The organism is Bradyrhizobium sp. BRP22, assembly GCF_020194175.1.
Taxonomy (GTDB): domain Bacteria; phylum Pseudomonadota; class Alphaproteobacteria; order Rhizobiales; family Xanthobacteraceae; genus Bradyrhizobium.
On record NZ_JADYVX010000015.1, the window covers coordinates 139147 to 164866 of the forward strand.

The window sequence follows — 25720 nt, forward strand, 5'->3', positions numbered from 1 at the left end:
GACAACTTCTGCTCTCCCTGGCCGCCGGTCTCTCCGCCAGGCTCTGCTTTGCCATCAGCATTTCCTTCGATCGACCGCCGCCTTCCCCGGCTTCTTGCCGGACCTGCTCAGGCTTTCGCGTTCGCTGCCGCGTTCGTCTCAAGCGTTTCCATCGACGAGATTGGCGGCGGCGGCCATCTCCTTCGGCCTGAGAGCCTTTCCGGCGCTTCCGTTGATGATGTCGATCGGCGGGCGCCTTTTCCGCTCGGGACGAGATTGGCGCCGGGAGCAAGGTCGAGCATCGACCTGATGCGAGATTGTCATAAAGCAGAATGCGAGTCTGGTGCAAGCGGCGCGGCGCCCCTAAGCCTCAAAAAGCTCGGAATGTTCAAAGCGGCCTGCGACGAGAGACTAAGTCGCTCACCTCTCCTCCGCAATTAGATGGAAGAAAGTGCCTGTCGCATGACGGCGCCGCGAACCGGTCTCCTCGACGATGGCGCCGGTGGCATCACGGACAACCGCGAGCGGCGGATCGGGCTGCGCGATGATCGTGGAGTAATGGAATTCGTGGCCGCGCAGGCGCGCGCCAGGCCGATGTCCCGGTATAGGCGCTGAGAGCTCGGCAAGACGATAGCCGAGATGCATGCGGCGTTCCGCAAAGCTCGTCTCAAGACCAAGCAGACCGACCATCTCGTGGCGCGCGCCTTTGCTATCCGTCATAGCTGCGCCCAGCACCATATAGCCCCCACACTCGCCGTGCACGGCTCGCGTGTCCGCAAAAGCGCGCAGAGCGGAGCGAAACCGCGCATTGGCCGCGAGGCGGCCGGCATGCAGTTCGGGATAGCCGCCGGGGAGCCAGCACACATCAGAGCTCTCGTCAGGACCTTCATCGGAAAGCGGCGAGAAGGTCGCGATCTCGGCCCCGGCGTCGCGCCAGCGGTCCAGTATGTGCGGATATACGAAGGAGAACGCCCCGTCGCGGGCAAGCGCAATGCGTTGACCGGGCGGATCGACGTTGAGCCCGTGCACAGACGGTTGTGGCGTCCCGTGAGAGGCCGCTTGCAGCACTGCGTCGAGATCGACATGGACGTTGACCAAACGCGCGGCCTCACCGATAAGGCAGCCGATATGCGCTTGCTCCTCGGCTTGCACCAACCCGAGATGCCGCCTCGGCATACTGATTTCGGCGTGGCGCGGCAAAGCGCCGAACACGGCAATGCCAGAATCGGCGAAGGCTTGGCGCAGAAGCTGCTCGTGGCGCGAGCTCCCGACGCGGTTTATCACGACACCGGCAACCCGCACACCCGCGCGGAAATCACGCAGGCCCGCAGCCACAGCTGCGGCGGTCTGGGCTTGTCCGGACGGATCGATCACGAGCAGCACGGGCCAGCCCATCATCTCGGCAATATCGGCGGTCGCGCCCGTTCCCGAGACACCCCGCACGGCGACGCCATCAAAGAGGCCCATCGAACCTTCGGCCAAGACGAGATCAGCGTCCGCACCACGGCCGACGAGCTGTTTTATGGTCGGGCGATCCATGGCCCAACTGTCCAGGTTGACGGAGGCGCGCACTGTGGCGGCAACGTGAAACGCGGGGTCGATATAGTCGGGTCCATTTTTGAAGCACTGCACCTTCAAGCCGCGATCGCTAAAGGCGCGCGCGAGCGCGAGCGTCAGCGTAGTCTTGCCGACACCCGAGGCCGGCGCAGAGATGACGAGGCCCGCCGTCATTACGACGCCTCCGGAAAGCGCGGCGTCGGCCCGATCGGCCGGTAACGGCGATCATAGTCAGCGGCATAGAGACGACTCTCGGCAAATTCCTCCGAGATCAATGTCTTGCCCACCAGGATGAGCGCGGTGCGCTCGAACTCGGCACCAACAGCGGCATCAATCGTAGCGAGCGTCGCACGGACAACGCGCTGATCCGGCCAGCTCGCGCGCCAGACGATTGCGACTGGGCAGTCTGCGCCGTAATGCGGGGTGAGTTCGGCGATGACCTTGTCAAGCAAATGGATCGACAGGTGAATGGCGAGAACCGCGCCGGTCGCGGCGAAGGCAGTAAGCTTCTCGCCTTCCGGCATTGCGCTGGCCCGACCCGGCGTGCGCGTAAGTATGACGGATTGCGCAAGTCCCGGCAACGTCAGCTCGACCTCCAGGGCTGCTGCGGCAGCGGAGAAGGCCGGCACGCCCGGCGTCACGGAATAGGGAATACTGAGAGCGCGCAGGCGGCGTAATTGCTCCCCCATCGCCGACCAGATCGAGACATCGCCGGATTGCAGCCGCGCCACGTCCTTGCCTTGCGCATGCGCAGCGACGAACTCGGAGATGATCTCGTCGAGCGAGAGCAGCGCCGTGTTCACGATCCGCGCGCCTTGCGGGCAATGCGCCAGGACGCGTTCAGGCACCAAAGACCCGGCGTAGAGACAGACCGGACAAGAGGCGATGAGATCGCGCCCGCGTAAGGTCAGAAGATCCGGTGAACCGGGTCCTGCACCGATAAAATGCACAGTCATTCGCCGTCTCCTTCTGGGATCGCAGCCGTAGCCCTCAGGTCCTGAGAGACCACCCGCGGCAATATCGGCCTCGCACGGGGACGGGCCTCGGCGAGCACTGCACCCTGCGCGACCGATCCCGTATTGAATCTCGTCATGATGAGTTCCAACTTGGTCGGCGTAGCGATGCCTGCCAGATGTGCTGAGACAGTCTCGCGCGTCCAACTTAAGGGCGCCCGTTTCCGCGTCGCTACTGAACACCGCCAGGGCCGTGATGCCGGAGGGGCCGCCACCCGCGACGAGCGGCTCGCGGAGCGCATCGATGGCCTCATGCTTCAAGCCCAGTCCAACGACCTTCATCTGATTACATTCCATTGCACGATAGGCCGTGTCGCGTTCCAGCAACGGAACCGGCCGAGCGCCCTTGCATGCGACAATTCGACCCGCATCAACTCGCCGCCATAATGCTGGTGCAGTTCGGCGAGAAGGACTTCCGTTTCGAGCGTTACGGCGTGCGCCACCAGTCGCGTGCCTGGCGCAATGCATGACCAGACGCCATCGAACATCGTGCCATCAAGGCCTCCGCCAATAAACACGGCGTCCGGCATCTCGAGCGCAGCAAGAGCTTCGGGAGCCGTCCTCGCAACGACGGCTATCCGATCCAACAGCCCGAAGCTCGCCGCATTGTGCCGGATGTTGCCCGCGCGGTCCTCTCGCCTCTCGACAGCGATCGCCATCCCACCACAGAGCGCCCATTCAATTGCGATCGAGCCGGAGCCCGCGCCGATATCCCACAGCCGTTCGCCGGGACGCGGCGCTAGTGCCGATAGCGCCAGTGCACGGACCGGTCGCTTGGTGATCTGGCCATCATGGGCGAAGAGATCGTCCGACACACCCGAGCTGCGGGGAATGCCCTGTGCTCCGCTGGCCTCCAACGCAATGGCGAGCAGTCCGTCGGCCAGATCACCTGCATAGCTGTCTGCGCGATGCTTCACGATCCTTTCGCGCGGGCCGCCCAGCGCGGTGAGTGTCCAGAACGAAGATGAGCCCCAGCCGTGTTCCGTCAGCCACGCAGCAAGGTCAGGAGCCGCCCTGCCGTCGCGCATCAGGCAAATGATCTGTGCGCCGCTCGCAAGATGCGGCACGAGGCGTTCGAACGGCGCGCAATGCAGTCCGAGACAAATGACGGACTCCAGACGCCAGCCGAGCCGCGCGGCGGTGAGCGAGAACGTCGAAGGCGCGGGATAGACTATCCACTCGCCGGCCTTAAGCCTGTCGGCAAGAACGCCGCCGACGCCATACCAGAACGGATCACCCGAGGCGAGCACCGCAGTGCGGTGCCCGCGGCAGCTCAGCACAGCATCGACGTCGAACGGCACTGGCCAAGGCCTGCCCCGATCGAGTACTCGTGCAAGCGCAAGATGGCGCGCCCCGCCAAAGACCGTTTCAGCTTCGAAGAGCGCCTTTCGGCTTGCTTCGGAGAGAGCTTCAAGGCCATCTTCGCCGATACCGATGATGGTCAACCAGGGATCAGCCATGATGCGCGCCCTCATTCTTGGCGGAACGACTGAGGCCAATTTGCTCGCCGTGACACTCGCGCGCGCACGCCTCGCCGCGATCTATTCCTATGGCGGGCGCACCCGCAGTCCAGCCCACCAGCCACTGCCCACCCGTGTCGGCGGGTTCGGCGGTGCGCGCGGACTTGCCGACTACATCCGCTGCGAAGGCATTACGCACGTCGTGGATGCGACTCATCCGTTTGCGGCCGAGATGAGTCGGAAGACGGTTGCGGCCTGCACGGCAACTGGAACACCGCTGATCGCGCTCGAACGTTCGCCCTGGGAGAAAGCGTCCGGTGACGATTGGATCGAGGTTGCGGATGTTGCGTCCGCCGTGGCGGTGCTGCCGGAGCACCCCGCGCGCGTCTTTCTCGCGATTGGACGGCTGCACATCGCGCCGTTCGGTGCGAGGCCGCAGCATGCCTACACTTTGCGCTTCGTCGATCCGCCCGAGAGCACGCTGCCATTCGATGCGGAGGTCATTGTGTCGCGTGGGCCGTTCACGTTTGAAAGCGAGGTTGAGATGGTGCGTACGCGCGGCATCGAATGGATCGTCGCTCGCAATTCCGGAGGCAACAGCGCGCGCGCAAAGATCGACGTCGCGCGTGTGCTCGGCCTTCCGCTGATCATGATCTCGCGGCCGCGCTTGCCCGAGCGGCCGAGGGTAGAGAACGTGGCCGAGGTGATGCAATGGCTCGGTCATTCGGCGTACCTGAGCGCATAGATCCAGCGGCCGACGCGACGCGTCGTCGAATTTCCGACGATCACAACCGTGCGCATGTCAGCCATCTCCGGCATCGCCTCACTCAGTTTGACCGTTTCGACCCGCTCATCTGGCCTACTCACCGCGCGAGCGAAAATCACCAGCCGCTCGCCGCAGCCGGCCTCTTTCAATAGAGCAAGCGCACGTCCAAATCCCTCAAGCCGGTTCGCCGACCGCGGATTATACATGGCGATTGCAAAATCGGCGTCGGCAGCAAGCCGAAGGCGCTTCTCAATCGTTGTCCACGATTTCAGATTGTCGGAGAGATTGATGGCACAGAAATCGTGTCCGAGCGGCGCGCCGGCGCGCGCAGCTGCCGCCAACATTGCCGTCACGCCTGGCAGCACCCGAATCGGCAACTGCTGCCATTGCGGCGCTTGTTCCAGCGCTTCGAATACCGCGGAAGCCATCGCAAAGACGCCGGGATCGCCGGAGGACACCACGACCACGTTGCGTCCTTCGGACGCCAGCCGCAACGCCTCGCTTGCGCGCTGCAACTCCATCCGGTTGTCTGATGGATGCAGCGTGAGTCCTTCGCGCGGAGCTATGAGCGCCACGTAGGGTGCATAGCCGATAATATCGGTCGCGGCAGCAACTGCCGCCCTGACTTCCGGTGTGACTAGCGCCTCATCACCCGGCCCAAGTCCGGCGATCGTTAGCCTGCCTGTCATTCGATGCTATCCATGCGTGGCCCCTTCCCGTGCACAAGCACGGCCGCAAAATGGGGGCAGTCGGTCTCATTGCCATCGGCCGACCGCGTGACACGTTCGCCTCCCATGGTGCCGCGCTCGCTCGAAGCCCACTTCGGCATCATGACGATCTTGCGACGCGACTCGCTCTCCGGATCACACTCGAGTAGATTCAATGGCGCGAAGCAGTCGACAATAGCACCTCGATCGCTCACGCCTCTGATCTGAAGGTTGGCCCGGCTGGTCACGTCGGTCAGCTCGTCGACGTAGCACTCCGCCAGATTGGGCACTCCTGCCGCCTCTACCCGATCTAGGCTTCCGCCATAGGGACGAACGCGGAGCACGACGCGATCACCTGGCGGCATCGGCCGCAGTAAGCGGGGGCACCAGCTGTTAAGTGCGACCGCGCTCATGAAGCATCCGGCAGTGGCGCACCGGTCGAATTGCGGCGCGTCTTCCACGCGGCGGCTTGCAGGTGCGCGTAGGCGTTCTCCGAGCGTCTGTTCGGCCCGGCAACTGATGCAGACGTGAAGTGTGACGGCCATCGCCTCTTCCTGAATATCGCTAGCGGGAAGCGATGAGGCACGAACCGTCCTTGAGGAGGGTTCGTTTCCCCGTCGCGGAACACCCCGTCCGCCGGTCTTCAACAGCGCGTTGGCAGGTCTCCCGGCTTGCGGAGCAGGGTCTTTCCCTTCGATCCCACCTTCCCGATCCTCTTGCGGATCAGTGGCTTCGGGCATCTCTCCGGTCACGGTCGCGGGGGCGGCAGCTTTTCAGGCTGAGCTGTTTGGCTGAAGCCTTCTCGCATTCCCTCTTCGCCTGTCGTAGGACAGGCACCAGCGCCGACCCACCATTTGCTCTAAGCCGCAACTTGTCAAGTCAAAGAACTCCTCCGGATGATGTCCGAACCAGATCTCGCCGAAGACGGGGACACGATGGCGCCCGAGAGCCAGATCGAGGCCTGCGACACGGGCAAAGCGGCGAAAAAAGATTGCTTGCGACAAGATCATGGCGATAGCGGTGAATAGAACTGTCATCGTTCATGCTGGCATGGCAAACGCAAATTAGCCTCCCCTCGATCATTCTCGCTTGCCGCGCACGGCGTTCGCTCTCCATAGTCAATTCCATTAGGGGCACTTGGCAGGCTGGCAAGTCCCGCCTGCTCACTAGGGCATTTCGGCGATCTCTGCCAATTTCGCGCTACGGCGAAGGTTGACCGGGGAGAGGCAGGATCGTGCTCGCGACATTGTCGCCGCAGTGGCCGCCTGGAACGAGCGACTGATCCTCGATTCCGCCTTGCGCACGGCCACGCAACCGTAATGCCAACGAGGAATTGATCGAAATCGCCGGCCTCGTGACAGAGATGGACGTAGATCAAGTATTCGGTCGGGACGCCGCCATCGAGCGCCCGCCAGCCTCGAGTCTGAACACCGCGATGGCGCGGCGCAGGCCAGGCTGCGGGCAAGTCGCTCATAGCGCGAGTCTTGCGCGCCGCAACGTGATGGGGCTGCGGGTGCTTCCGGTGAAGCCGGAGAAGGGGTCGATACAACGACCATCGACGGCAGGGAGATCCGGCGTGCAAGCGCTGGTTTCGGGCCGCAACCGATGTCTATCCGGAGCAGCTGAAGCCGGAGACCGATGTCGGGGCGCGGATCATCGTCCAGGGCAAGCGAATCGCAACGGCGCACGCGCGAGTACTCAGCGATGAAGCCCTTCGCCAGCAGCCGCTGCTCGTGAGTTTTGCGCTCAAATATCCCCGATCTGTTTACTCGTAGAGGCCGCTGGCCAGTTCGTGCGAAGTCGATCTGCCCAGGCCGAACTTACTTTCGCTTTGCCGCAAAACCGATATCCGCTGTGCTCGTCGGCCGCATGAATGGCGGCACATCATCGCGCAGCTTGTCGGAACAAGGTCCTATGTCTCAGGCTGCTGGAAGGGCGCCAGCGGCGATCGCCGACCCATGAACGGTCGCGATGGCTTCTCGTGAGCATTCGGCGCGCGCCGGCGCGCCGGCACTTGACCAGTTCGTCCGGCTGGCACAATCGGCGCTTTCGGCTGCGGCTGGACGAGCGCCAGGACAAGGCTGCTTGCTCTCAGGTCTCCTACGCTGCTCCTTGTCGCGCGGTCTTGAAGCGATGGTTGGACTGCTTCTGCTGAGTTTGAACGGCCTTACAAGAGCCGGGCCGCGAGAAGCCTTATCTGAGGACAGGCAGCGATATACTCGGGCTGGAGCAGATCAGTGAGATTGCGGTCTTGCTGCTTGCCGCAGCTCCGATCAACTCAGGAGTTTGGACGAGATGGTCTCTTTCGACGAAAAGCTTCGCCGGCAATTGCAGAAGGTGTTTGTGTGCTGCGGCGATGTGCGGCGCTTTCGCACCGATCCGCTTCCCCCTGATATAATGGAGCGGCTGATCAAGACGGCGTGCCTCTCTCCATCCGTCGGGCTTAGCCAGCCTTGGCGCTTTGTCGTGGTCGAGGACAAGGAGAGGCGTCGTGCGGTCACCGAGGATTTTGCGGCCTGCAACACCAATGCGTTGCTATCCGACTTCGGCGAACGCGCCGCCCGGTACGCAGCCCTCAAGCTCTCTGGCCTCGAAGACGCACCGGGTCATCTGGCCCTGTTCGCGGACAAGGCTTGCGAGACGGGCCATGGGCTCGGGCGCGTAACGATGCCGGAAGCCAGCGAATATTCAGTTGTCGCGGCGATATGTTCGATGTGGCTCGCCGCGCGCGCCGAGAACATTGGGCTTGGCTGGGTATCAATCCTCAACCCAACCCGCATCCGCGAGATTCTCGACGTGCCGGAGTCCTGGCGATTGATCAGTTACCTTTGCGTGGGTACCCCGAGGCAGAGTCCGATGAGCCGTGGCTCGAAAGGGCTGAGTGGGAATATCGCCGAGGATGGAGAATTCACGAGCCGGCGTTGAGGGGTCGCACAACGTACAAGTGCCCCACGATATTCCCGCGCGGCTCGATGATGCCGTTACTATCCCGGCCAACACCGGATCCTTTGTGGTAGTGTGCTTCTTAGCTCTGGCCGCTGGCTTACCCTTTGGTTGCTGTTAGAGCCAGGGATACCTCGAAAGAAGCGAGGCAGGCCACCAACCACCGGCCGGGGCACGCAGATCGGCATGCGTTGGCAGGACTGTCCACCATCGATCCGTGGCGCGCTCTGTTGTTGCCGTCAGCTCAGCAGGTCGACCTCGCCGGTGTCGAGCCGATAAAAACCCCCAACGACCTTCAGTTTCTTTTGCTCAGCTGCCGCGTTCAAAAACGGGCTCGCTGATCTGAGCTTTCTGACATTATCGGCCACATTTTGCAGGGTCGCGTTCGCGAGCGCGTCCCCGCTTTCCTGGGAAGACGCTTTTACCGCGGGAGCAAGTGCGGCGACGAGGGATGGAATATGCCCGGGCGGAGGCATGTCGTCTTTCAGCGATTTGATCGAGGCCTCGACAGCGCCGCAGCTTTCATGGCCGAGCACCAGAATCAGCGGAGTGTTTAGCACCTCCACCGCATATTCCATGCTAGCGATAGTTTCATCACTGGCGAAATTGCCTGCGACCCGGCAGACGAACAGATCGCCAAGTCCGCTGTCGAAGACATATTCGGGTGCAACACGCGAATCGGCGCAGCTTAGGATCGCGGCATATGGATTTTGCCCAGCGACCAAAGCTTTGCGCTCCGGCCTGAGATCGTCGCATCGCGATATGCCGCGCACATAGCGCGCATTGCCTTCCATTAGTCGCTTCAGCGAAGCATCCGGCGAGAGCAGGTTATCGGGCTTGGGCAGCGCTTTTGCCTCCTTGGCGTCAGCAATCCTGTCGCCAAGCAATGTGCCGACCGCCGAAGCAGCGAAGAGCATCAGGGAGCGGCGGGACAGCGCGATCGGATGAGGCAGATTCGGGGGGCAGTCTTCACACATGGCTTTCCTTTTAGCGCGCGCCTTTGCGCCCTGTACAAGTGATAGATGCGCTCGCACTTGCCGTTCACTCCACCCTCTATCATGCGCTCGGGCCGACGGCGGCTCTGATACGGGCACACCGCAATGGCCTTGAGCGTTGATTTGCAGCAAGGCAGCGGCATGCCTACATCCTGACGCGGCGTGAGATTCAAGCGATTTTTTGCGGTGTAACTAAATGCGCCGTCCGCCATCGGCAGCCCCTCATTCAGGCGCAAGCTTGTCGATGACCTGCCGCTGAATTTTCATCCAGCCGCGGTTAGAGTCTCGGGGTTTTGTACGCCAAGTGGCGCGGGTGGAGCAACGGACGATCGGCGGAGCTGGTCGGGATTGCGTAGCCGGTCGTCCGTTGCGGTGAGGTGGGCGGCATAGGCCGCGGGGGTCAGGTATTTCAGCGACGAGTGAGGCCGCTCGAGATTGTCGTCGGCACCCAATTGGCGATCTTGGCGCGGGCGTCGTCGAGATCGTAGAACAGGGTCTCGTTGAGCAGCTCATCGCGCATCCGGCCATTGAAACTCTCGATGAAGCCGTTCTGCATCGGCTTTCCCGGCGCGATGAAGTGCCAGTCGATGTCTGCGTCCTTGCACCAAGCCAGCATGGCGTTGCAGGTGAACTCGGTGCCATGGTCGGACACGATCATTCCTGGCTTGCCGCGTCGTGCGACGATCGCCGTGAGTTCGCGGGCGACGCGCCGTCCCGAGATCGAGGTCTCCGGAATGGCGCCCAGGCATTCCTTGGTGACGTCATCGACGATGTTGAGGATGCGGAAGCGCCGCCCGTTAGCGAACTGGTCGGAAACCTCCATGCCGCCGAATTCGGCCTTCCAATTGTAGATCGTCGCCTCGGAGATTCCATGCTTGCGAGCCAGGTCGGCCATCTTTGCCCCAGCCTCATGCACCGCGATAATCTGTTCTTCCGTGAACCTTGCTCGCTTCATCTGTCCGTCCTTGTTCGGGCCGGACTCTAACTCGATCTGGAGGAAATACGCAGTGGCAGGTCAGGCTGGCGTGGTGACGAACACCTCGTCCGCCGCAAATTCATAAGCGGGCCGGACGATAAGCGCCAGAAATGCCAGTGACGCCGCCGCGGCAAGAACGTCCAGGAACGCGCGAACCTCGGCGCTGAGCACACCGACTATGGCCTTCATCCGCATGTGCTCACCGCGTTGGAACGCGATGACCGATCCGAACATAGCAAGCCAGAGAAAGAGGATACCGGCGAGCTCGTCAGACCAGACGATGGGCGAGCGGAAGACGTATCGACCCACAATACCGGCGGAGAGCACCGCGATTTCGGCCAGCACCAGCAATGCCGCCGGAACCGCGACGACATGGCCTACACTTGCAATTTTTGCCTGAGATGGGCTTTGCGCGCGTTGGCCTGATGGGCTCTGCGCCAGGACGACCATGCGAGGATGTGGGCGTGCGAGATGCGCAGCTGGGCAAGCTTCATGGCGATGCGGCGGATTTCCTGGATCGACCAGCGGATCAAGAACGAGGCTTCGGTCGAGGCCGCGGTCGCGTTTTTTTGAGCGATGGCCCGGTGTTGGCCCGATGACGGATGCTCTGCGCGATCGCGGCGGCGGTGCCGGCGACAGGCTGCTGCTTGCCCCAGGAACGGAACACGTGATTGGACGCAACACCCAGAACATAGCCTTTGCTCGCCTTGCGCAGCAGGGTTTCGATCTCACCCGTGCCGTACACGCTGTCCGCCGCCACGAACGAGAACGCTCCTTTGCGGCGATCGCGCGACGCGATCATTCGACGCGCAATCTTGGGTTCCGTCGCAAAGCTCATATCGCTCGGGACATGCGCTGCCTTCCGGCGAGCGGGGTCGTCCGTCCATTCCCTTGGCAGATAGAGCGCCCGCTCGATGAAGGCATGGCCATGCCGCGACACAGAGCAGGCGAACACTCCGATCTGGCAATTGGTGATCTTGCCCCCCGAGCCAGTGTACTGGCGTGCCACCCCGCACGAGGCCTTGTTTCAAAAAACCGGTCTCATCGATGACCAGGACCGCGTCCTCATCGCCAAGCGTCTCCAGTGCGTACGGACGCACAATGTCGCGCAGCGCGTGGGCATCCCACTGCCCTCGGCCCAGAATCGCCTGCTGGCCCACGGGCCTGGATCGCCAGCCGCCTCCGCCCGCATCCAATCCGTCTTGCGCGGCTCGTTACCCAACAGTCCGTCGAGAAACTGCCCCGCCGCGGCCGCGACCCGCGCCTGCGTAAACAGCGGACGGATGCGTTGCTTGGCATCTCGCAACGACGAAGCCCACAGCGTCAGCGTATCTTCAACCGACGCAACCACCAATCATCAGATCCCGAATCATGGTCGCCCATGGATTCAGAACCTTCAACACAATGCAACTGTAATGCTAGATACCGGTTGATGGCCTCGGCGTGTGGCATGCCGCCGGTCATGGAGCTGATCAGAAGCGGCGCGCGCGTGGTCTTCTGCTGCAGCAAGGCGCAGCTCGATCTACGTCCGGTCCAACTCGGCAATGCGCAGTGTTCGAAATCGGATATACTCCCAGCCGGCGGCGACCGTGACCGGCGCCGTTCGCCGATCCACAAGGTCCAGATGGTCCTCCTTGCGCCGGCTCAGGGCGGTGTCGTTCATGCTCGCTCCATCCGTCGCGTCGGAACGACGGCACCGCGCGCACCCCGCCGCCTCCCGCGCGTTCAGGCCGGCGCATGCTGGCCTCTCTCCGCACCGTCGCTGCGGTAGCGGGTAGTCGAGCTCTGGTAGTATTGCGCGCGGATGGCCGCCATGGCCTCGATTAACGGTCCCCACGGCGCGGAAAAGCGTTCTTCCGCCATCAGCCGGTGCAGCATGCGCGTATGGCCGGCCAGCTCGTCGTTGAGGAACTCCACCACAGGCATAGCCGGATAGCGCTGCAGCAGCAGGATCGCCGCGTTGTCGGCCTCGCCGGCCGACTCGTCCTTGTCGCGTCCATGCAGATCGTTCTGCAGGCGCCCTATCGCGGAGATGAGCCGCAGCACCTGGGCAAACGCCGGACGCGCGCGCAAGCTCGCCATGTCCAGTCCCCACAGCAACGACAGGCAACAGAACACGTTCGCGTAGGCGATCGAATCGATACCGTTGTGCAGGTACTCGGCGTAGGACCAGCGTTCCGCCCCTGCCGCCTGCGCGTGTCCGGCGCGCAGCGCCGCGCAGTAGCGCCGGGTATCGTCGAGAAGCTGAGCATAGTCGCGCCGATCGTAGGCGAGCGCGGCCAGCGAAGCGCGCAGCACAGCGCAGCCCTCGAATCCGGGGAGCGCGCACGGCACGCCCTGCCCCAGCGCCTGCTCCACCGCGGCGAGCTGCTCCGGCGCGATCAGGCCAAGGTCGTTGCAATCGTCGAGCCAGAACAGCAGCGCCAGTTCGCGATAGAACGCCACGATTAGCGTTTCGTCCTGCGGATCGCGGCCGGTGCGGGCGCTGATGTCGCGCAGGCTCCGGCGAATGCGCTGCAGGATGTACTGGCCGCCCCTGACCGCCTCCACGGCATGCTCGTCGGCGAACCCGGTCAGGGAACGCCCCCACTCCAGCACCTGCTGCAGCGCGCGTTCGGTCTGGATCATGGCGCCGCTCCTGCTCCCTCGGCCAAGACGCGCCGCCCCCAACGAAGCGCCAGCCACAACCCGGCGAGTTCGGCCACGCGCACGACCCGGCTGGGGCAATACAGTTCCTTGCCGATCCACAGCGGCGTCTGCGGCAATGCATGCGCCGTATGGCGGGCGAGCATCCACTCCAGCGCACGCACCACCGCGTGCGCGATGCGCCGGCGTCTTGTCGGCTCTTCGCTCCCGTCCATCACGTGCAACGCGAACAGCGCATAGGCGGTTTCCTCGAACGTGGACGTGCGACCGGCGCCCCAGCCGCCGTCGTCGCGCTGCGCCTGCAGCAGCGCCGCCAGCGCGCGCTCGTCGCGCCACTGGGGCTTGCCTTGCGCTAGCGCTGCGACCGCATGCGCGGTGGGATACAGCCACGAAACGTGCCATTTTTCGTTATCCCATAGACCATGCCGGTTGCGATTGGCCTCGACGTAGGCGCTGGTGCCGGCGGCGGGCTTTCCCAACAGTCGCAACGCATGCAGGGCATGGATGTTGGTCGACACTGAGGCATTGCGCTCGCCGGGGAAGGTGACGAACAGCTCGCCCCTTTCGAAATGGCGCAAAGCATCGACCGCGGGCTCGCGGCCTGCAAGGCGCAGGACGCACAACGCAACGGCGGTGTCGTCCGCATCGGCCGCGAAGTGCAATGCCGGGCCCAGACCGCGCACGCCCAGGCGGGCCTCGAGCTGCGCCACGATCGCGCGCACCGCCTCGCCGAACGCGGGATGCGCGAACAGCCCGGCCAGATGCAGGGTGTACAGCGACCAGCACGGCTCGAACACATTGATCGGCCAGACGTTGGGAACGACACCTTCGATGCCGCTGCGCGTCGCCCGCGATGCCGCCTGCAGATACGCGTCGGCCCGCCCCACCCGCGGCGTGCTCCCCTGGGTCACGGCGTGCGCACGCCACGCGGCGGTGGCTGCCGGACTGATGCCGATGCTGCCGTCGTCATCTGGGCATGCGGTGGTCGGCGACGTCCCCCACGCTTCCCAGGAGTGCAGCAACGGATGGCCGCTCGGCAACGTCGCCACCGCCCCCAGCTTGACCATGCACGCTTGCCGCAACGGCAACAGCGCTGGGTGGCGCGGAAACGCCACGCCGCCCAGCAAGGATGCGACCTCGCCGCAAAACTTCGGCAGGATCAGCTCCGCGCCGATCGGCGCGTCTTCCGGCACCGCATGCGCGTAAGGATCGGGCTGGCGCTGGAGGAACCGGGTTGCAGCCCGGACAGCGTCTGCAGCGCCGGGAAGAGGATCGGCACGCTGCAATGCCAGCAACGCCGCCCATGTAGGCGCATGGCGGAACAGCGGGAAGTCCGTGCTTCCCCATCCGCCATCGGCCTGTTGCTGCGCGATGAGCCACGCGTATGCGTCCTGCCGACTGTTGACGTTGCCGTGGAACTGGAGAGCTCGCGCCGTGTCGTAGACAGACGGACCGACGCTGCCGCCATCGCTCATCTGACTCAGCAGGTGGCGCAATTCGGAAAGGATTTGTTCGGCCAGCGCGTTCACGCGGGATGTTCCTTCTGCAAACGGTTGACGAGAACCAGGATCGGGCAGACGCCGCGCACGTCGCCGCAGGCCCATCGCGGCCCGGCGCATGGGCAGCGCCGAACGGCCGCCCTGCTCCGGCGCCGCGACGGGTCCCCGATGCTGGAGCCGGTCCGCCGCATAGGCTTGCGCGCCGCGCGACGCGTGTGCCGCAGCCATGCTGGGCGACCGCGGCGATCGGCGCCGGGGTCACAATGCAGCATGCGCCGCTGCCGCCGGCCCATCGCAGCGGCACAGGGCAACTCCACGTGGACGGGCGCGCTCATGCGCATGGCCCGTGCTCGAACAGATACGCGTCGGCCCGCTGCAGGATCTGCGCCAAGTGTTCCGCACGGGGCCCCAGCGGGGCGATGGCCTGCCCGGCGTCACCCAACAGATCCGCCGCGAACTGGCGCGCTGCCTGCAGCCCTATGATCGACGCGCAGGTCGGCTTCCGCGCCGCCGCGTCCTTGCCGGGGGTCTTGCCCAGCGTCGCGGTATCCGCTGTCGCGTCGAGAATGTCGTCGATCACCTGCAACGCCAGCCCGAAGCAGGTGCTGTAGCGATCGAGCGCACAGTACAGCGCAGCGTGAGCGGCATCCTCCGCGATGGCGCATAGCGCGCCCATGCGAACGGAGGCGCGCACTAGCGCTCCGCTCTTCATCCGGTGCATCGCCAGGATCCTATCCAGCTCGACATGCTTGCCAACCAGCGACAGATCGATGGCCTGCCCGCCTGCGGCGCCCTCGGCGGACACCGCCTGCGCCAGTTCGCGCACGAGCGCGATACGGTTGTCGGCCGGCGAATCCAGGCTCGCCAGGGTCAGGAAGGCGTGCGCCTGCAGCGCATCGCCGACCAGGATCGCAGTGGCTTCGCCGAACTTGACGTGCACGGTCGGAAGGCCGCGGCGAAGCACGTCGTCGTCCATCGCGGGCAGGTCGTCGTGGACCAGGGTACAGGCATGCATCATCTCGATGGCGGCGCCGACGTCGTCGAGCATGTGCGCCGGCGTGTCGGCCAGCCCACCGGCAGCCAGACAGAGCAAGGCGCGGGTGCGCTTCCCGCCATGCAAGGTGGCGTAGCGCATCGCCGCGATCAGCTCGGTCTCACCGTCGTCCTCGGCGCAGAGAAGACGCGCCAGCGCCTGTTCGACCCGTTTTGCTCCGTCCTGCATCCAGATCTCCGTTAGCTTGTCGGATGCGCCGCGCGCCTGCGCGCCCAATGCGCGGAGGGCGGAAACGTCGGTTCGGCCGTCCTGTAGCGTGGAATCGATCTGCTTGTTGTTCATGTCCTCGTACCTGACAGGAGACGACCACGGCGAGCGGCGAGCCGCCGCGGTGTTGCCGGCGTCGCACCGACCGCGCGCGCCAAGTGCAGCAATGCCGCGCGTCGCCGGCGTCGCTGCGTATGCCAGCTCATGAGAATCCGATGCGGATTGTCATCGACGGGTGCGCGGTCGGGTAATAGCGCTGGCCTTTTTCGACTCCGCTCAGCAACCGCGGCCGCACCCCGGCCTTGCGCATGGTCAGAGCCAAGGCGATGCTGAACTGCACCAGTTCCAGCCATACCAGGTGGTAGCCGATGCAGACGTGTGGGCCGGTACCGAACTGCAGCATCTCGATCGGCCGGATCGGCTCGGAGCGTTGCAGCCACCGCGCCAGGCGGAACTGATCAGGCGCCTCGTGCAGCAGCGCTGAGGTCGAGAAATGCAGCAGCGGGATGCACAGATCGGTGCCCGCGGGAATACGCCATCGCCCGAGTTGCAATTCCTGCAGCGCGCGCCGCGGCAGGATCGTGGTCGGCGGATGCACGCGCAGCGTCTCGCGGAACAGCGACTCGGCGAGCGGACACTGCGCCAGATCCGCGTGCCGGGTCGGCACCGCGCCCACGCGTTGCGCCTCCTCGACCAGGGCTTCCCACAGGAGAGGCTGCCGCGCCAGCTCGATCACCATCCATGCCATCGTCGAGGCGGTGGTGTCGTGACCGCCAAGCAGCAGCAAGCGGATATTTGCGACCAGGACGTCATCGCAGAGCGCATCGTCGCTGCGATCGAAGGCGCTCACCATGTCGCTGATCAACCCGCTGCGCGCCGCATGCGCGCGCGCGTCGCGGACGAACTGGCGCAACTGCGCGTCGATCCAGTCGCGGGCCGCGCGGCCGCGCCGCAAGGGCAGTCCGGGCAGGTCGACCGGGGGCGCGACGATCAACAGCAGCAGTTGCCGGTACTTGCGATGCCATGCCGGCAGGTCGTGCGCGGGGATTCCCATGAGGCTGAAGATGAGCTTGAGCATCAGCTCGCCGGTCTCGCGCAGGATGGTTACCTCGCCGCGGTCGCGCCACGCCTGCACCCGCGCCCCGATGATGGGCGCGAACAGGTCGCCGATGCCGGCCTCGTTCAGCCCCTTTGGCAGGAACGCCCCCCTGATCGCATCGCGCGCCCGCCGGTGCGCGCCGCCGTCCTGTGCGACCAACGTTCCGCGGAACAATTCGGGCGCGATCTCTTCGATCAGCGCCGAGGACACGTCCTTGTGTCGGAGCAGTGCGAACGCATCCGGATCCATGCAGGTCATCAGGTGTCCGGCAGGGCCGAAATCCAGCCAGAAGTAGCTACCCAGCGTCCGTTCCGCGCGCCGCAGCAGGCGCGGCAGGTCGCAGGCGATGGCGGGAAGATGCCCGACGAGGGGGAAAGCGCCGGGCACGACCGGGATGTCGTGCCGAAGCCGGTGCCGACGGTCCAGCGGGTTGAGCAGCATGTCCATCAGCGGCGCGGCGCCGCGGCCGCTTCGGCGGCGTCGCCGGCAGGCCGCGCGGCGCCACCGTCGGCGTATGTCGGCACATGCGCCAGCATGCCGCCATCGATGCACACGACCTGGCCGGTGATGAATGCAGCATCGTCGGAGAGCAGGAAGGCCACCAGCGCGGCCACGTCCTCGGGGCGGCCGACGCGCGGCAGGAGCTGGTGGCGGCGCAGATAGGTTTGCATGCACTCGTCCAGCTTGGCGAGGAGACGCTCGGTCATGATGAGACCCGGCGCAACCGCGTTGCAGCCGATCTGCGCATGACCGTACTGGGTGGCGAGCGAGGCCGACAGCATGTTCATCGCCGCCTTCGACGCGGCGTAGGACGTCGCCGCGGTGTCACCGCTGAGCCCATGGCACGACGACATGTTGACGATCGCGCCACCGCCGTGGGCGATCATCCGTGGGATGGCCTGCCGGCAGCAGAGCAGCGTGCCACGCAGATTGGTCGCCATGGTCTGATCCCAGACCGCCAAGTCCAGGTCGAGGATCGCGCGGTCGCGCGGGGTCAGATGCATGGCGCTCGCGTTGTTCACCAGCAGGTCGACCCCACCGAACTGCCGCTCCGCCGTCTCGAACAGTGCCGCCACCGCCTGCGCATCGGCGATGTCGATCGCCAGGGCCAGCGCGTGGCCCGCTTCGGCCGCGATCTGCGCGGTGCAGGCGATGGCCGCCGAGCCATCAATGTCGGCCACCACCACTCTGCCGCCCTCGCGCGCGATGGCGAGGGCGCATGCCTTGCCTATGCCGGCGCAGGCGCCGGTCACCACGGCCGCCTTGCCTTCAAACCGTCCCATCCTGTCCTCCTGGATTGCGTTGGTCTTTCGCGGGATGCCGCTCGGCCTCTGCCGCAGAAGGCGCGCGGTCGGCGCCGGCGCGCTCGTCATCGCCAGCATCGCTTTCGATGACCCGAATGGCGGCGACCGGGCACTGGCTGGCCGCGAGCCGCACGGCGGCGTGCAGCGCCTGCGGGACCATCGTCACGCACACTTCGGCCACGCCGTCCGGTTCGCGCTGGCGAAAGGTGCCCGGTAGCGTCAGCACGCACTGCCCACTGGTTCCGCACAGATCCTGGTCGACCACGACGCGCATCTCAGCCCCCCTGCGCATGCAGCAGCACCGGCAGGGCGCGGAACGTTCTAAGGAACGCAGAGGGCTCCCGGGTCGGCCCCTCGGCCAATGCCAGCGTGGGGAAGCGCGCCTGGATTCGCGGCAGGCTCTCGGCCAACTGCACCCGGGCCAGTTGCGCACCGAGGCAGAAGTGGATGCCGTGGCCGAAGCTCAGCATGATCTTCCCGTCGGTCGACATGCCAGGACTGGTGCCGTAGAACCGCGCCGGATCGAAGCGGTCGGGATCGGCGAAGGCGTCGGGGTCGCGATTGCCGGCCGCGATCAGCAGGCGCACGTCCGCGTTCTTCGGGATCACCACGCCGCCCAGTTCGATGTCGCGCTGGGCGATACGCGGAATGGAGCTGAACATGACGGGCGCGTCGCAGCGCAGGACTTCTTCGACGAATGCCTTCACCCCCACGGCGTCTTTGTGTAGCCAGTGCCGCTGTTCGGGATACGCCAGCATCGCCAGGACCGCATGGTCGATGGTCGCAGCAGTGGTGGCGAAGCTGCCCAGCAGCATGCCCCACAGCATGCTGATCAACTCCGCATCCGACAGCGTGTCGGCATCGTCGCCGTGTGCGCCGACCAGCATCGACACGATGTCGTGGCGGGGATCGGCGCGCTTGCGCTGTACGAGGTCGCCGAAGTAGGCCTGCACCCTGGCGCTGGCCGCGTCCGCCGCGGCGAGCTGGGGATTGCTGGCGTGCGGGCGCAGGCCTTCCAGAATGGCGCCGATGCCGGCGGCGAGCCCGAACATGTCGTCCTGGGGCATGCCGAACAGTTCGGAGAAGACCAGCATGGGCAAGGCCAGCGCGAATTCCCGATGCAGGTCCACCGCCTCCCCGCGCTCCAGCGCGGGCGCCATGCCGTCCAGGCGCGCTGCCACGATGCGCGCGATGCTCGGCCGCAGGTTGTCGATCTGGCCCATGGTGAAATCGCGCGAGATCAGCCGGCGCAGACGCGTATGCGTCGGTGGGTCCTTCATCGCCAGCGAGGACGCCAGCAGATTGAGCGACAGGCTGGTCGCCGCACGCGGGAAATAGCGCGCCAGTTCGCCCGGCGCCGGAGCCCGAAACGCATCGCCCGTGGCCTTGAACGCCCAGGAGATGTCGGCGTGGCGGCTCAACAGAAAGAGGCCCGACGCCGCGCGATGCACCGGATCGTGCTCGCGCAACCACCGCATGAACGGATACGGGTCGTGGATGCACGCTGGCGACGCCAGTTCGGCGAAGGCGTCCGGGCATGCGGCCGTGGTTTCTTGCACGTTCATCTTGGTTACCCAATGGCTGGCTGATCTGACCGGCGCGGCCAGGCGCGCGGCAGATTCCGGAAAAGATCGCTCGCCGGCGGCGTCCGCGGTCTCACCAGAGCACCGGAAACTCCTCGAAGCCGCCAGTAATGATCTCCTTGCACAACTTCAGTTCTTCGGGCGCCACCGCCAGGCGCATCGCGGGAAAGCGCTGGAAAACTGAACCGAACACCACCTTGAGTTCCAGCCTGGCCAGTGGACCGCCCATGCAGGAGTGCGGCCCATAGGAGAATGCCAGGTGCGGGTTTTCGTCGCGTCCGATGTCGAAGATTTCCGCGTTGTCGAAATGCCGCGGATCGAACGACGTCGCCGGCAGGCCGACCAACACCTTGCTCTCCGCGGGAATATGCACCCCTGCGATCGTCACGTCGGTCCTTGGATAGCGCATGATGTCGTCCCAGCCCGCGCCCGGCGGGTACATGCGCAAGATTTCCTCCAGCGCCTTGTCCGCCAGAGATGGATCGCCGACCAGGCGTTCGCGCTGTTGCGGATGGCGAAACGTGGCCAGCAGGCCGAATTCGATCTGCGCAACGGTGCTCTCGTGCCCCGCTACCAGCAGGCCGGCCGCCAGGCCGATCGCCTCTTCCTCGCTCGCCTTGCCTTGATCGACCGCCGTGAGCAGATCCGTCAGCAGGTTCTCGCCTGGATCCTGGCGCTTGTGCTGCATCTTCCGGCGGATGTAGGCGCACAGTTCTTGCCAGGCCAAGCGCGACGCGCTGCGCGGGCCGCTTTTCATGCTGGTGCGTCATCACCTCGTCGGACAGGTTGGCGAAAAAGGCGTGATCCTCGTGGGGTACGCCCATCAGCGCGCTGATGACGATGGCCGGAAGCGGAAAGGAAAGGTGGCGCCGCAGGTCAGCGGGCTGGGGCTGACCTGCCAGCGTCTCGAATAACCGCGCGGCGATCGCCTCAACCTGCTTTGCGAGCAGCTTCACCCTGCGGTTGCGCAACCGGGCATGCTCGACCCCCTCGCGCGACACCAGCCACCCCGGCGAACCGAGAATCACCGAATCCGGGGTGAATGACGCCGGCGGCATTCCCGCGGGCCGGAACGCCGCGTCGGACAGCACCGCCTTCTCGTCGTAGCCTGTCACCCACCGACCTTCGTGCCCGGACGGGAGGCGCACGCGGTGAATCGGACTGTCGGCGCGTAGTGCCAACATCTCGGGCGAAGGCTCGATGTGGTCGATGCGCCACATCGTTAGCGTCGGCAAGCGTTGTTCGGGCATAGTGGCACTTGACTCTCTAAGCGATGGAAGGGCGTAAGGTGACCGGCACGCGCAGCGGCCAGCGAAGGGCGTAAGACGGTATGTAGACGACCTCCTCCGCGGCGATGGCCAGCACGATATCCTCCAGTCATACTAACAGAGCGGGGAAGGCGCATCGCGCAATTCCAGGCGCGCCAGCGCAGCGCAAGGCAGAAATGCGGCCCCTGTCCGAACGACAGGTGCGCGTTATGCCGCCGTGCGGCTCGAACCCGTCGGCTGCCATAGATCGACTGACCGTAGGGATTGGTGAAGGAGGCTCGACCCACCCGCCACCGACCTGTCCGCCAATATAGCCTCCGGACCACGCCCACAGCGCCATGCGCAGTTCGCTCCTGGCTCAAGGTCTGCCGCTTTGGTTGCAACGCGACGAGCGCAACTGTTGTGGCTCCCAAAAGAAGAACTCTAGATCGCATCCAACACGTCCTGCATTTTCTTGGTCACAACCGAGCGCCAAGTCATTGCCACGCAAACCGTCGGAACGGACCAGACGCGAACAGCGAAGGCGCCGTTTCCGTCTCGACGACCAATCGCGTTGCGATGGTGATGATGCCGTGAACAGAGCAAATCGCGTGCCGAAGTGAATCGGAGGCTCAGCAGGCACTTCCTAGTGTCAGGATTCTTGCATTGTCTCAATGCCGACAACCGGCGCAGCAAGTGCCCGACAAAAGGCCCGCTCTCGCGCCGAATGTGCGGCGCAGCCTTGACGCGATATTTCAAGCATCCGAATTGACTGCAGCGGGTGAGCAGCTTCCTGCCTTGTCGCCGAGATCCTCGAGGCTCTTCTTGGTTACCTCAGTGTTACGCGACAGGTGGCGGACGACGACACTCTTGTTGGCTGTCTCGAACGCCTCGACCGCCTGTTTGAGAATGCGGGATTTGCCGAACCCGCCGATACCAATCAACAGAACTGCCGAAACGCTCGGATCAGGTGCACGATGCACGTCTGCAGCACGGTCTGCGGATAGACCGAGGCGATCGCTTCGGGAAAGCCCTTGAGCACATCGACTACCGCGATCAGGATATCGTTGACGGCACGCGTCTTCAGCTCGTGATGACCTTGAGCCAGAATTTGGCGCCTTCGGTCTGCTCGATCCACAGGCCCAGAACCTCCTTCTCGCCGTCCGGATTGAGCACCAGCGCGACATAGACGGCCTTGTTTTTGACCATGCCTTCATCGCGAATCTTGACCCGCAGCGCGTCGAAAAACACGACCGGATAGACCGGGTCCAGCGGACGGGTTTGCCAGTCCCGGACCTCGTCGGCAACCGCGTCGGTCACCCGGCTGATCCAATCCGGCGAGACCTCGGTAGTTCAGATAAATGCCCCTTGATCTCGCGCACCGTCATGCCGCGCGCGTAGAGGCTCAGGATTTTGTCGTCGAAGCCATCGAACCGGGTCTGGCCCTTGGCGATCAACAATGGCTCGAAGCTGCGGCCCGGTCGCGCGGCACGGCAATCTCGATCTCGCCATCCTCGGTCAGGATCGTCTTCGCGCTGGTCCCGTTGCGGCTATTGCGCCTTCGTCGCTCTCGGGACTCCCGTCGGAGAGAAAGAAATCAGCATCGAGTTCGAGCAAGCCAAGATCGTGTTCATTGAGGAAAACTACAAAGGCAAAGCTGAACGCACGAAATCTGAGACGCTTCGTCTCCTCAACCGTCTTCAGTTCAAGTGCACGCTCGCTGATCTCGATGATGCGGCGATCGAGCGTGAGCTTGGAAGGTTGGCCGGTGTACCAAGTGAGCAGCTTCACGCCTTTCGCGCACTGCGGACGATGCTGCGATGGTGCACGAGACCTCCGCACCGCTACATCAAGCGCAGTCCGCTTGAAGGTTATCGTTGCCCCATAGGATTCGAGCGTCTTTTGCTGATCCTGGAGGCGTGAACGGAAACTCTCAACTTTCGCGCCATTAGGAACGGTCGGACCAGAGACGATGGGAGGACCACGTCCTGTCGATGTTTGACCAGATGCAGCAAACGGCAATGATCCAACGAGGGTCACTGCTATAGTGACGACTATGTTCAATGATCTAAGCATTGCTACCACTCCCGCGTTAGGCGCTCTTGGAGATAATAGTGGCGAGCCGCGCCGAATTTCTTCGCGCACTTATCCCCTATCCGCGCCGATGGATGGCTGCGAGCAGTGCGTATATAGATGGCGCATTGAATCACGGCCAGCCCACGCTGAGAATCGCACGCGAGCGCGGCATTCTGACTCAGGTAAGCAGACCTTCCCCTGATTTTGGCGAACTACTCCAGGGCTGTCTCATTCGCCTGTCGGCCGATGGAAAGAGCGGTCATGCCAAGGCCGCAGCATCATTCTCGTAAGCGCATGCCGCTCATCGAGGGCTTCCGTGCGGGCGGCAGGTAAAGATTGGCGCTGCTTTGGCGATGATTCCGATGATGTCGTGTTTGTCACTGCCCGCGATACCGATGTGCTTCTCGAGTGCAGCTGAACAGCCGTCGAGTGCCGAAAGCGTCGCATAGCAAGCCACCCGTCGATAACTTTCAGTTTTCCTGGGGATTAAGCTTGCTTGCTGCGTGCAAACCGGAGCTTTAGGTTCATAGTCTCTCCTTCTTGGAAGCAAGAGGACGTTGGCATGACCCAACTAACCGTTGTCATCAGTAACTGTAACAGTGTGGATCGCGCCGAAATCAGCGTGCTGAAAGGCGCGCTGAATATCAAACATGGCCCCAACGGACTTGGCAAAAGTACTTTGGCAAAAGCCATTGTCAGCCAAATTCGCGGAGACGGCACTCTTGGTGACCTCATGCCATTCAAAAGCCGAGGCAAGGCGGAAGCACCGCCGCCGTCTGTGCAGGGGATTGACGGTATGGGTTCCGCCCTTGTCTTCGACGATGACTACGTCCAGCAGTTCGTTTTCCAGAAAGACGAAGTCCTTAAGAACAGCTTCGATATCTTCATCAAAACGCCGGACTATGTCGCGACGATGGAGTCCATCGACATTCTGCTAGCTGGGGTGAAGCAGACGCTCACCAACAATGCGGAAATCGAACAGGCCATCTCCGATTTCAAGGAATTGCGGGATGCGTTCGGCAAATCGAAGCCCGGCAACATTCCGAAGAACAGCAAGATTCATAAGGCGTTCGGCACCGGCAATAAGACCGAGAATATTCCCGAGGCGTTGAAGCCGTTTGAGACTTTCATCAAGAGCCAAGAGCCAAGAGCCATCCAAGTGGATCGGCTGGCAGATCAAAGGCAACGAGTATCTGAAGCTGGGCGACAATTGCCCCTATTGCGCCACCCCACTTGTTGAAGAGGGTCAGAAAGACACCGCGCTCGCGGTCGAGAAGGAATTCGACGCCACGGCGGTCGGTCACCTCAACACGCTCAAAGCGGTCATCGAAAGGCTTGGGAGGTATTTCAGCGAGAAATGCCGCGAAAGCCTCCAGAAGGTAACGAAAACGAAGATTGACCTGACCGCTGCGGAGGTAAGTTTCCTCACGGGGCTCAAGGCTGAGATCGACGGCATGATCACCCAGCTGGAAAGTCTCCGGGCTATCTCCTTTTTCTCTCTGCGGGACATGGACCAGATCATTGAGAGGATCACGCCGCTGAAGATCGACCTAGCGCTCATGGAGAAGCTCGATTCGCCAGAGACGCGGAGCATCACAGACTCTGTCAATGCGCAACTTGAAGACTTGCTTACGAAGGTTGGCGACCTGACAGGAAAGGTCAACAAGCACAAGGCCAAGATCAAAAAGGCAATAGAGGCCAACCAAGTCAGCATCAACACGTTTCTGAAGTCCGCCGGATACAAGTACGTCGTCGAGATCGTTCCGGAGGAGCAATCCTACAAAATGAAGCTGGTGCATCAGGATCTGGCCGGTCACCTGGAAACTGCGTCTAAGCACCTGAGCTACGGCGAAAAGAACGCCTTCGCCCTGGTTCTTTTCATGCACCAAGTGCTGAGCGAGAACCCGGACCTGGTGGTGCTGGACGACCCCATTTCGTCGTTCGACAAGAACAAGAAGTTCGCAATCCTGCACGAGCTGTTCCAGGGAAAGGCTAGCCTGAGAGGTCGGACCACCCTTGAGGACCGGGGAAGAGGCTGGCCAGGATTTGGCGCAACAAGAGGCTGAGCCACCGAATGAGACGGCGGAAGTTATAACCGACGGCGGCGAGGACAGCGTTGGTGGCATCGCCCTCGCGGTGCCATAGGTAATTGCGGCCCATCCGGTGTTCGGACTTGAGGTGGCCGATGACCGGCTCGATGGCGGAACGCCTGCGCAGCTCGCGTTTGATCTTCGGTGTGACCCGCCGCTTCTGCCCTGAGGTGAACACCCGGAACTTGTAATCGGCCGGGGCATTGTGGCCGCGGTAGCCTTTGTCAGCGAGGAGGCGCTCGATGATGTTGCCGACGAGGGCCTCCATCTCCGGGATGATGGTTGCAAGCGTGTGGCCATCGTAAGGATTGCCGGGCAGCGCCTTCACATGGGTGACCAACCGACCGCCGTTGGCATACGCCAACGTGGTGGCGACGGAGACCTTGACGCCAATCTATGGACCACGCCCGCGTTGCAAGAGGAATCGACAAAGGGATGAAGCGGTTTGCGCCAATCTATCCGGCTTCAATTTGGGGCTGTTGCCCCGAGCCATCATGGATATCCGCTCACTTCTGTCCT

The 25720-nt window shown here is 63.7% G+C and carries 19 protein-coding genes, 8 pseudogenes and 1 riboswitch; of the genes and pseudogenes, 5 read left to right on the forward strand and 22 right to left on the reverse strand.

Features of this window, described 5'->3' with window-relative positions; translation table 11 throughout:
* Nucleotides 1–399: 399 nt before the first annotated feature.
* From I6F35_RS20150 to cbiE, 3 genes are all read right to left on the reverse strand, one after another.
* Nucleotides 400–1710 carry a cobyrinate a,c-diamide synthase gene (locus tag I6F35_RS20150; RefSeq protein ID WP_225119413.1) on the reverse strand — a complete coding sequence of 437 codons (1311 nt, stop codon included), beginning with the start codon at nt 1708–1710 and terminating at the stop codon, nt 400–402.
* The gene (gene cobM, locus I6F35_RS20155) at nt 1710–2492 is read right to left on the reverse strand and encodes a precorrin-4 C(11)-methyltransferase (RefSeq protein ID WP_225119414.1); all 783 of its coding nucleotides are present in this window, start codon (nt 2490–2492) and stop codon (nt 1710–1712) included. Before cobM ends, I6F35_RS20150 begins: the two co-directional genes overlap by 1 nt.
* A 335-nt stretch (nt 2493–2827) precedes the next feature.
* Complete coding sequence (gene cbiE / locus I6F35_RS20160) at nt 2828–4009, reverse strand: precorrin-6y C5,15-methyltransferase (decarboxylating) subunit CbiE (RefSeq protein WP_225119415.1); 1182 nt, start codon at nt 4007–4009, stop codon at nt 2828–2830.
* On the opposite strand from cbiE, the gene I6F35_RS20165 reads away from it, so the two are divergent.
* Nucleotides 4008–4754: a cobalt-precorrin-6A reductase gene (locus tag I6F35_RS20165; RefSeq protein WP_225119416.1), complete on the forward strand. Its 747-nt coding sequence runs from the start codon at nt 4008–4010 to the stop codon at nt 4752–4754. The two genes, cbiE and I6F35_RS20165, sit on opposite strands and share 2 nt — an antisense overlap.
* Here the strand turns inward: I6F35_RS20165 and cobJ are convergent.
* Entirely contained in the window at nt 4730–5464 is a 735-nt protein-coding gene (gene cobJ, locus I6F35_RS20170) for a precorrin-3B C(17)-methyltransferase (RefSeq protein WP_225119417.1), read from the reverse strand. The two genes, I6F35_RS20165 and cobJ, sit on opposite strands and share 25 nt — an antisense overlap.
* Nucleotides 5461–6027, reverse strand: coding sequence for a hypothetical protein (locus I6F35_RS20175; RefSeq protein WP_225119418.1), 567 nt, complete (start codon nt 6025–6027; stop codon nt 5461–5463). Before I6F35_RS20175 ends, cobJ begins: the two co-directional genes overlap by 4 nt.
* 93 nt (nt 6028–6120) lie before the next feature.
* Nucleotides 6121–6338, reverse strand: a riboswitch (cobalamin riboswitch).
* Between the two features lie 1439 nt (nt 6339–7777).
* On the opposite strand from I6F35_RS20175, the pseudogene bluB reads away from it, so the two are divergent.
* Nucleotides 7778–8407: pseudogene (gene bluB / locus I6F35_RS20180) on the forward strand (5,6-dimethylbenzimidazole synthase).
* A gap of 257 nt (nt 8408–8664) precedes the next feature.
* Here the strand turns inward: bluB and I6F35_RS20185 are convergent.
* The 16 genes and pseudogenes from I6F35_RS20185 to I6F35_RS20260 all read right to left on the reverse strand — a co-directional run bounded on the left by I6F35_RS20185 (nt 8665) and on the right by I6F35_RS20260 (nt 22826).
* Entirely contained in the window at nt 8665–9402 is a 738-nt protein-coding gene (locus I6F35_RS20185) for a carbonic anhydrase (RefSeq protein WP_225119420.1), read from the reverse strand.
* Nucleotides 9403–9683: 281 nt separating this feature from the next.
* Nucleotides 9684–10375, reverse strand: a pseudogene (locus I6F35_RS20190) (integrase core domain-containing protein).
* A gap of 63 nt (nt 10376–10438) precedes the next feature.
* Nucleotides 10439–10846, reverse strand: a pseudogene (locus tag I6F35_RS20195) (TRAP transporter small permease subunit); the annotation flags it as partial.
* Nucleotides 10847–11006: 160 nt separating this feature from the next.
* A pseudogene (locus I6F35_RS20200) lies at nt 11007–11750 on the reverse strand (IS701 family transposase); the annotation flags it as partial.
* Between the two features lie 65 nt (nt 11751–11815).
* Nucleotides 11816–12135, reverse strand: a pseudogene (locus I6F35_RS20205) (type 2 isopentenyl-diphosphate Delta-isomerase); the annotation flags it as partial.
* Nucleotides 12122–13024: a hypothetical protein gene (locus I6F35_RS20210; protein ID WP_225119421.1), complete on the reverse strand. Its 903-nt coding sequence runs from the start codon at nt 13022–13024 to the stop codon at nt 12122–12124. The pseudogene I6F35_RS20205 and the gene I6F35_RS20210, both read right to left, overlap by 14 nt.
* Entirely contained in the window at nt 13021–14571 is a 1551-nt protein-coding gene (locus I6F35_RS20215; RefSeq protein WP_225119422.1) for a hypothetical protein, read from the reverse strand. Before I6F35_RS20215 ends, I6F35_RS20210 begins: the two co-directional genes overlap by 4 nt.
* Before the next feature lie 301 nt (nt 14572–14872).
* Nucleotides 14873–15877: a polyprenyl synthetase family protein gene (locus I6F35_RS20220; protein ID WP_225119423.1), complete on the reverse strand. Its 1005-nt coding sequence runs from the start codon at nt 15875–15877 to the stop codon at nt 14873–14875.
* Between the two features lie 127 nt (nt 15878–16004).
* Nucleotides 16005–17348, reverse strand: coding sequence for a cytochrome P450 (locus tag I6F35_RS20225; RefSeq protein ID WP_225119424.1), 1344 nt, complete (start codon nt 17346–17348; stop codon nt 16005–16007).
* Nucleotides 17348–18184, reverse strand: a complete 837-nt coding sequence (locus tag I6F35_RS20230; RefSeq protein ID WP_225119425.1) for an SDR family oxidoreductase — start codon at nt 18182–18184, stop codon at nt 17348–17350. Before I6F35_RS20230 ends, I6F35_RS20225 begins: the two co-directional genes overlap by 1 nt.
* A complete protein-coding gene (locus tag I6F35_RS20235) occupies nt 18171–18479 on the reverse strand; it encodes a ferredoxin (protein WP_225119426.1) in 309 nt (102 codons plus the stop codon). The genes I6F35_RS20230 and I6F35_RS20235 overlap by 14 nt, the downstream gene beginning before the upstream one ends.
* Before the next feature lies 1 nt (nt 18480).
* A complete protein-coding gene (locus I6F35_RS20240) occupies nt 18481–19770 on the reverse strand; it encodes a cytochrome P450 (protein WP_225119427.1) in 1290 nt (429 codons plus the stop codon).
* Nucleotides 19771–19861: 91 nt separating this feature from the next.
* A pseudogene (locus I6F35_RS20245) lies at nt 19862–21038 on the reverse strand (cytochrome P450).
* Between the two features lie 752 nt (nt 21039–21790).
* Complete coding sequence (locus I6F35_RS20250; RefSeq protein ID WP_225119428.1) at nt 21791–21979, reverse strand: hypothetical protein; 189 nt, start codon at nt 21977–21979, stop codon at nt 21791–21793.
* A gap of 17 nt (nt 21980–21996) precedes the next feature.
* Nucleotides 21997–22590 (reverse strand): annotated as a pseudogene (locus I6F35_RS20255) (IS256 family transposase); the annotation flags it as partial.
* A complete protein-coding gene (locus I6F35_RS20260; protein ID WP_225119429.1) occupies nt 22554–22826 on the reverse strand; it encodes a hypothetical protein in 273 nt (90 codons plus the stop codon). The pseudogene I6F35_RS20255 and the gene I6F35_RS20260, both read right to left, overlap by 37 nt.
* 323 nt (nt 22827–23149) lie before the next feature.
* On the opposite strand from I6F35_RS20260, the gene I6F35_RS20265 reads away from it, so the two are divergent.
* The 3 genes from I6F35_RS20265 to I6F35_RS20275 all read left to right on the forward strand — a co-directional run bounded on the left by I6F35_RS20265 (nt 23150) and on the right by I6F35_RS20275 (nt 25177).
* Nucleotides 23150–23401: a hypothetical protein gene (locus tag I6F35_RS20265; protein ID WP_225119430.1), complete on the forward strand. Its 252-nt coding sequence runs from the start codon at nt 23150–23152 to the stop codon at nt 23399–23401.
* Between the two features lie 272 nt (nt 23402–23673).
* Nucleotides 23674–24351 (forward strand): hypothetical protein, encoded by a 678-nt coding sequence (locus tag I6F35_RS20270; RefSeq protein ID WP_225119431.1) that lies wholly within the window; start codon nt 23674–23676, stop codon nt 24349–24351.
* A gap of 319 nt (nt 24352–24670) precedes the next feature.
* Entirely contained in the window at nt 24671–25177 is a 507-nt protein-coding gene (locus I6F35_RS20275; protein WP_225119437.1) for an AAA family ATPase, read from the forward strand.
* Here the strand turns inward: I6F35_RS20275 and I6F35_RS20280 are convergent.
* Nucleotides 25104–25592, reverse strand: a pseudogene (locus I6F35_RS20280) (IS5/IS1182 family transposase); the annotation flags it as partial. The gene I6F35_RS20275 and the pseudogene I6F35_RS20280 sit on opposite strands and share 74 nt — an antisense overlap.
* Between the last annotated feature and the right edge of the window lie 128 nt (nt 25593–25720).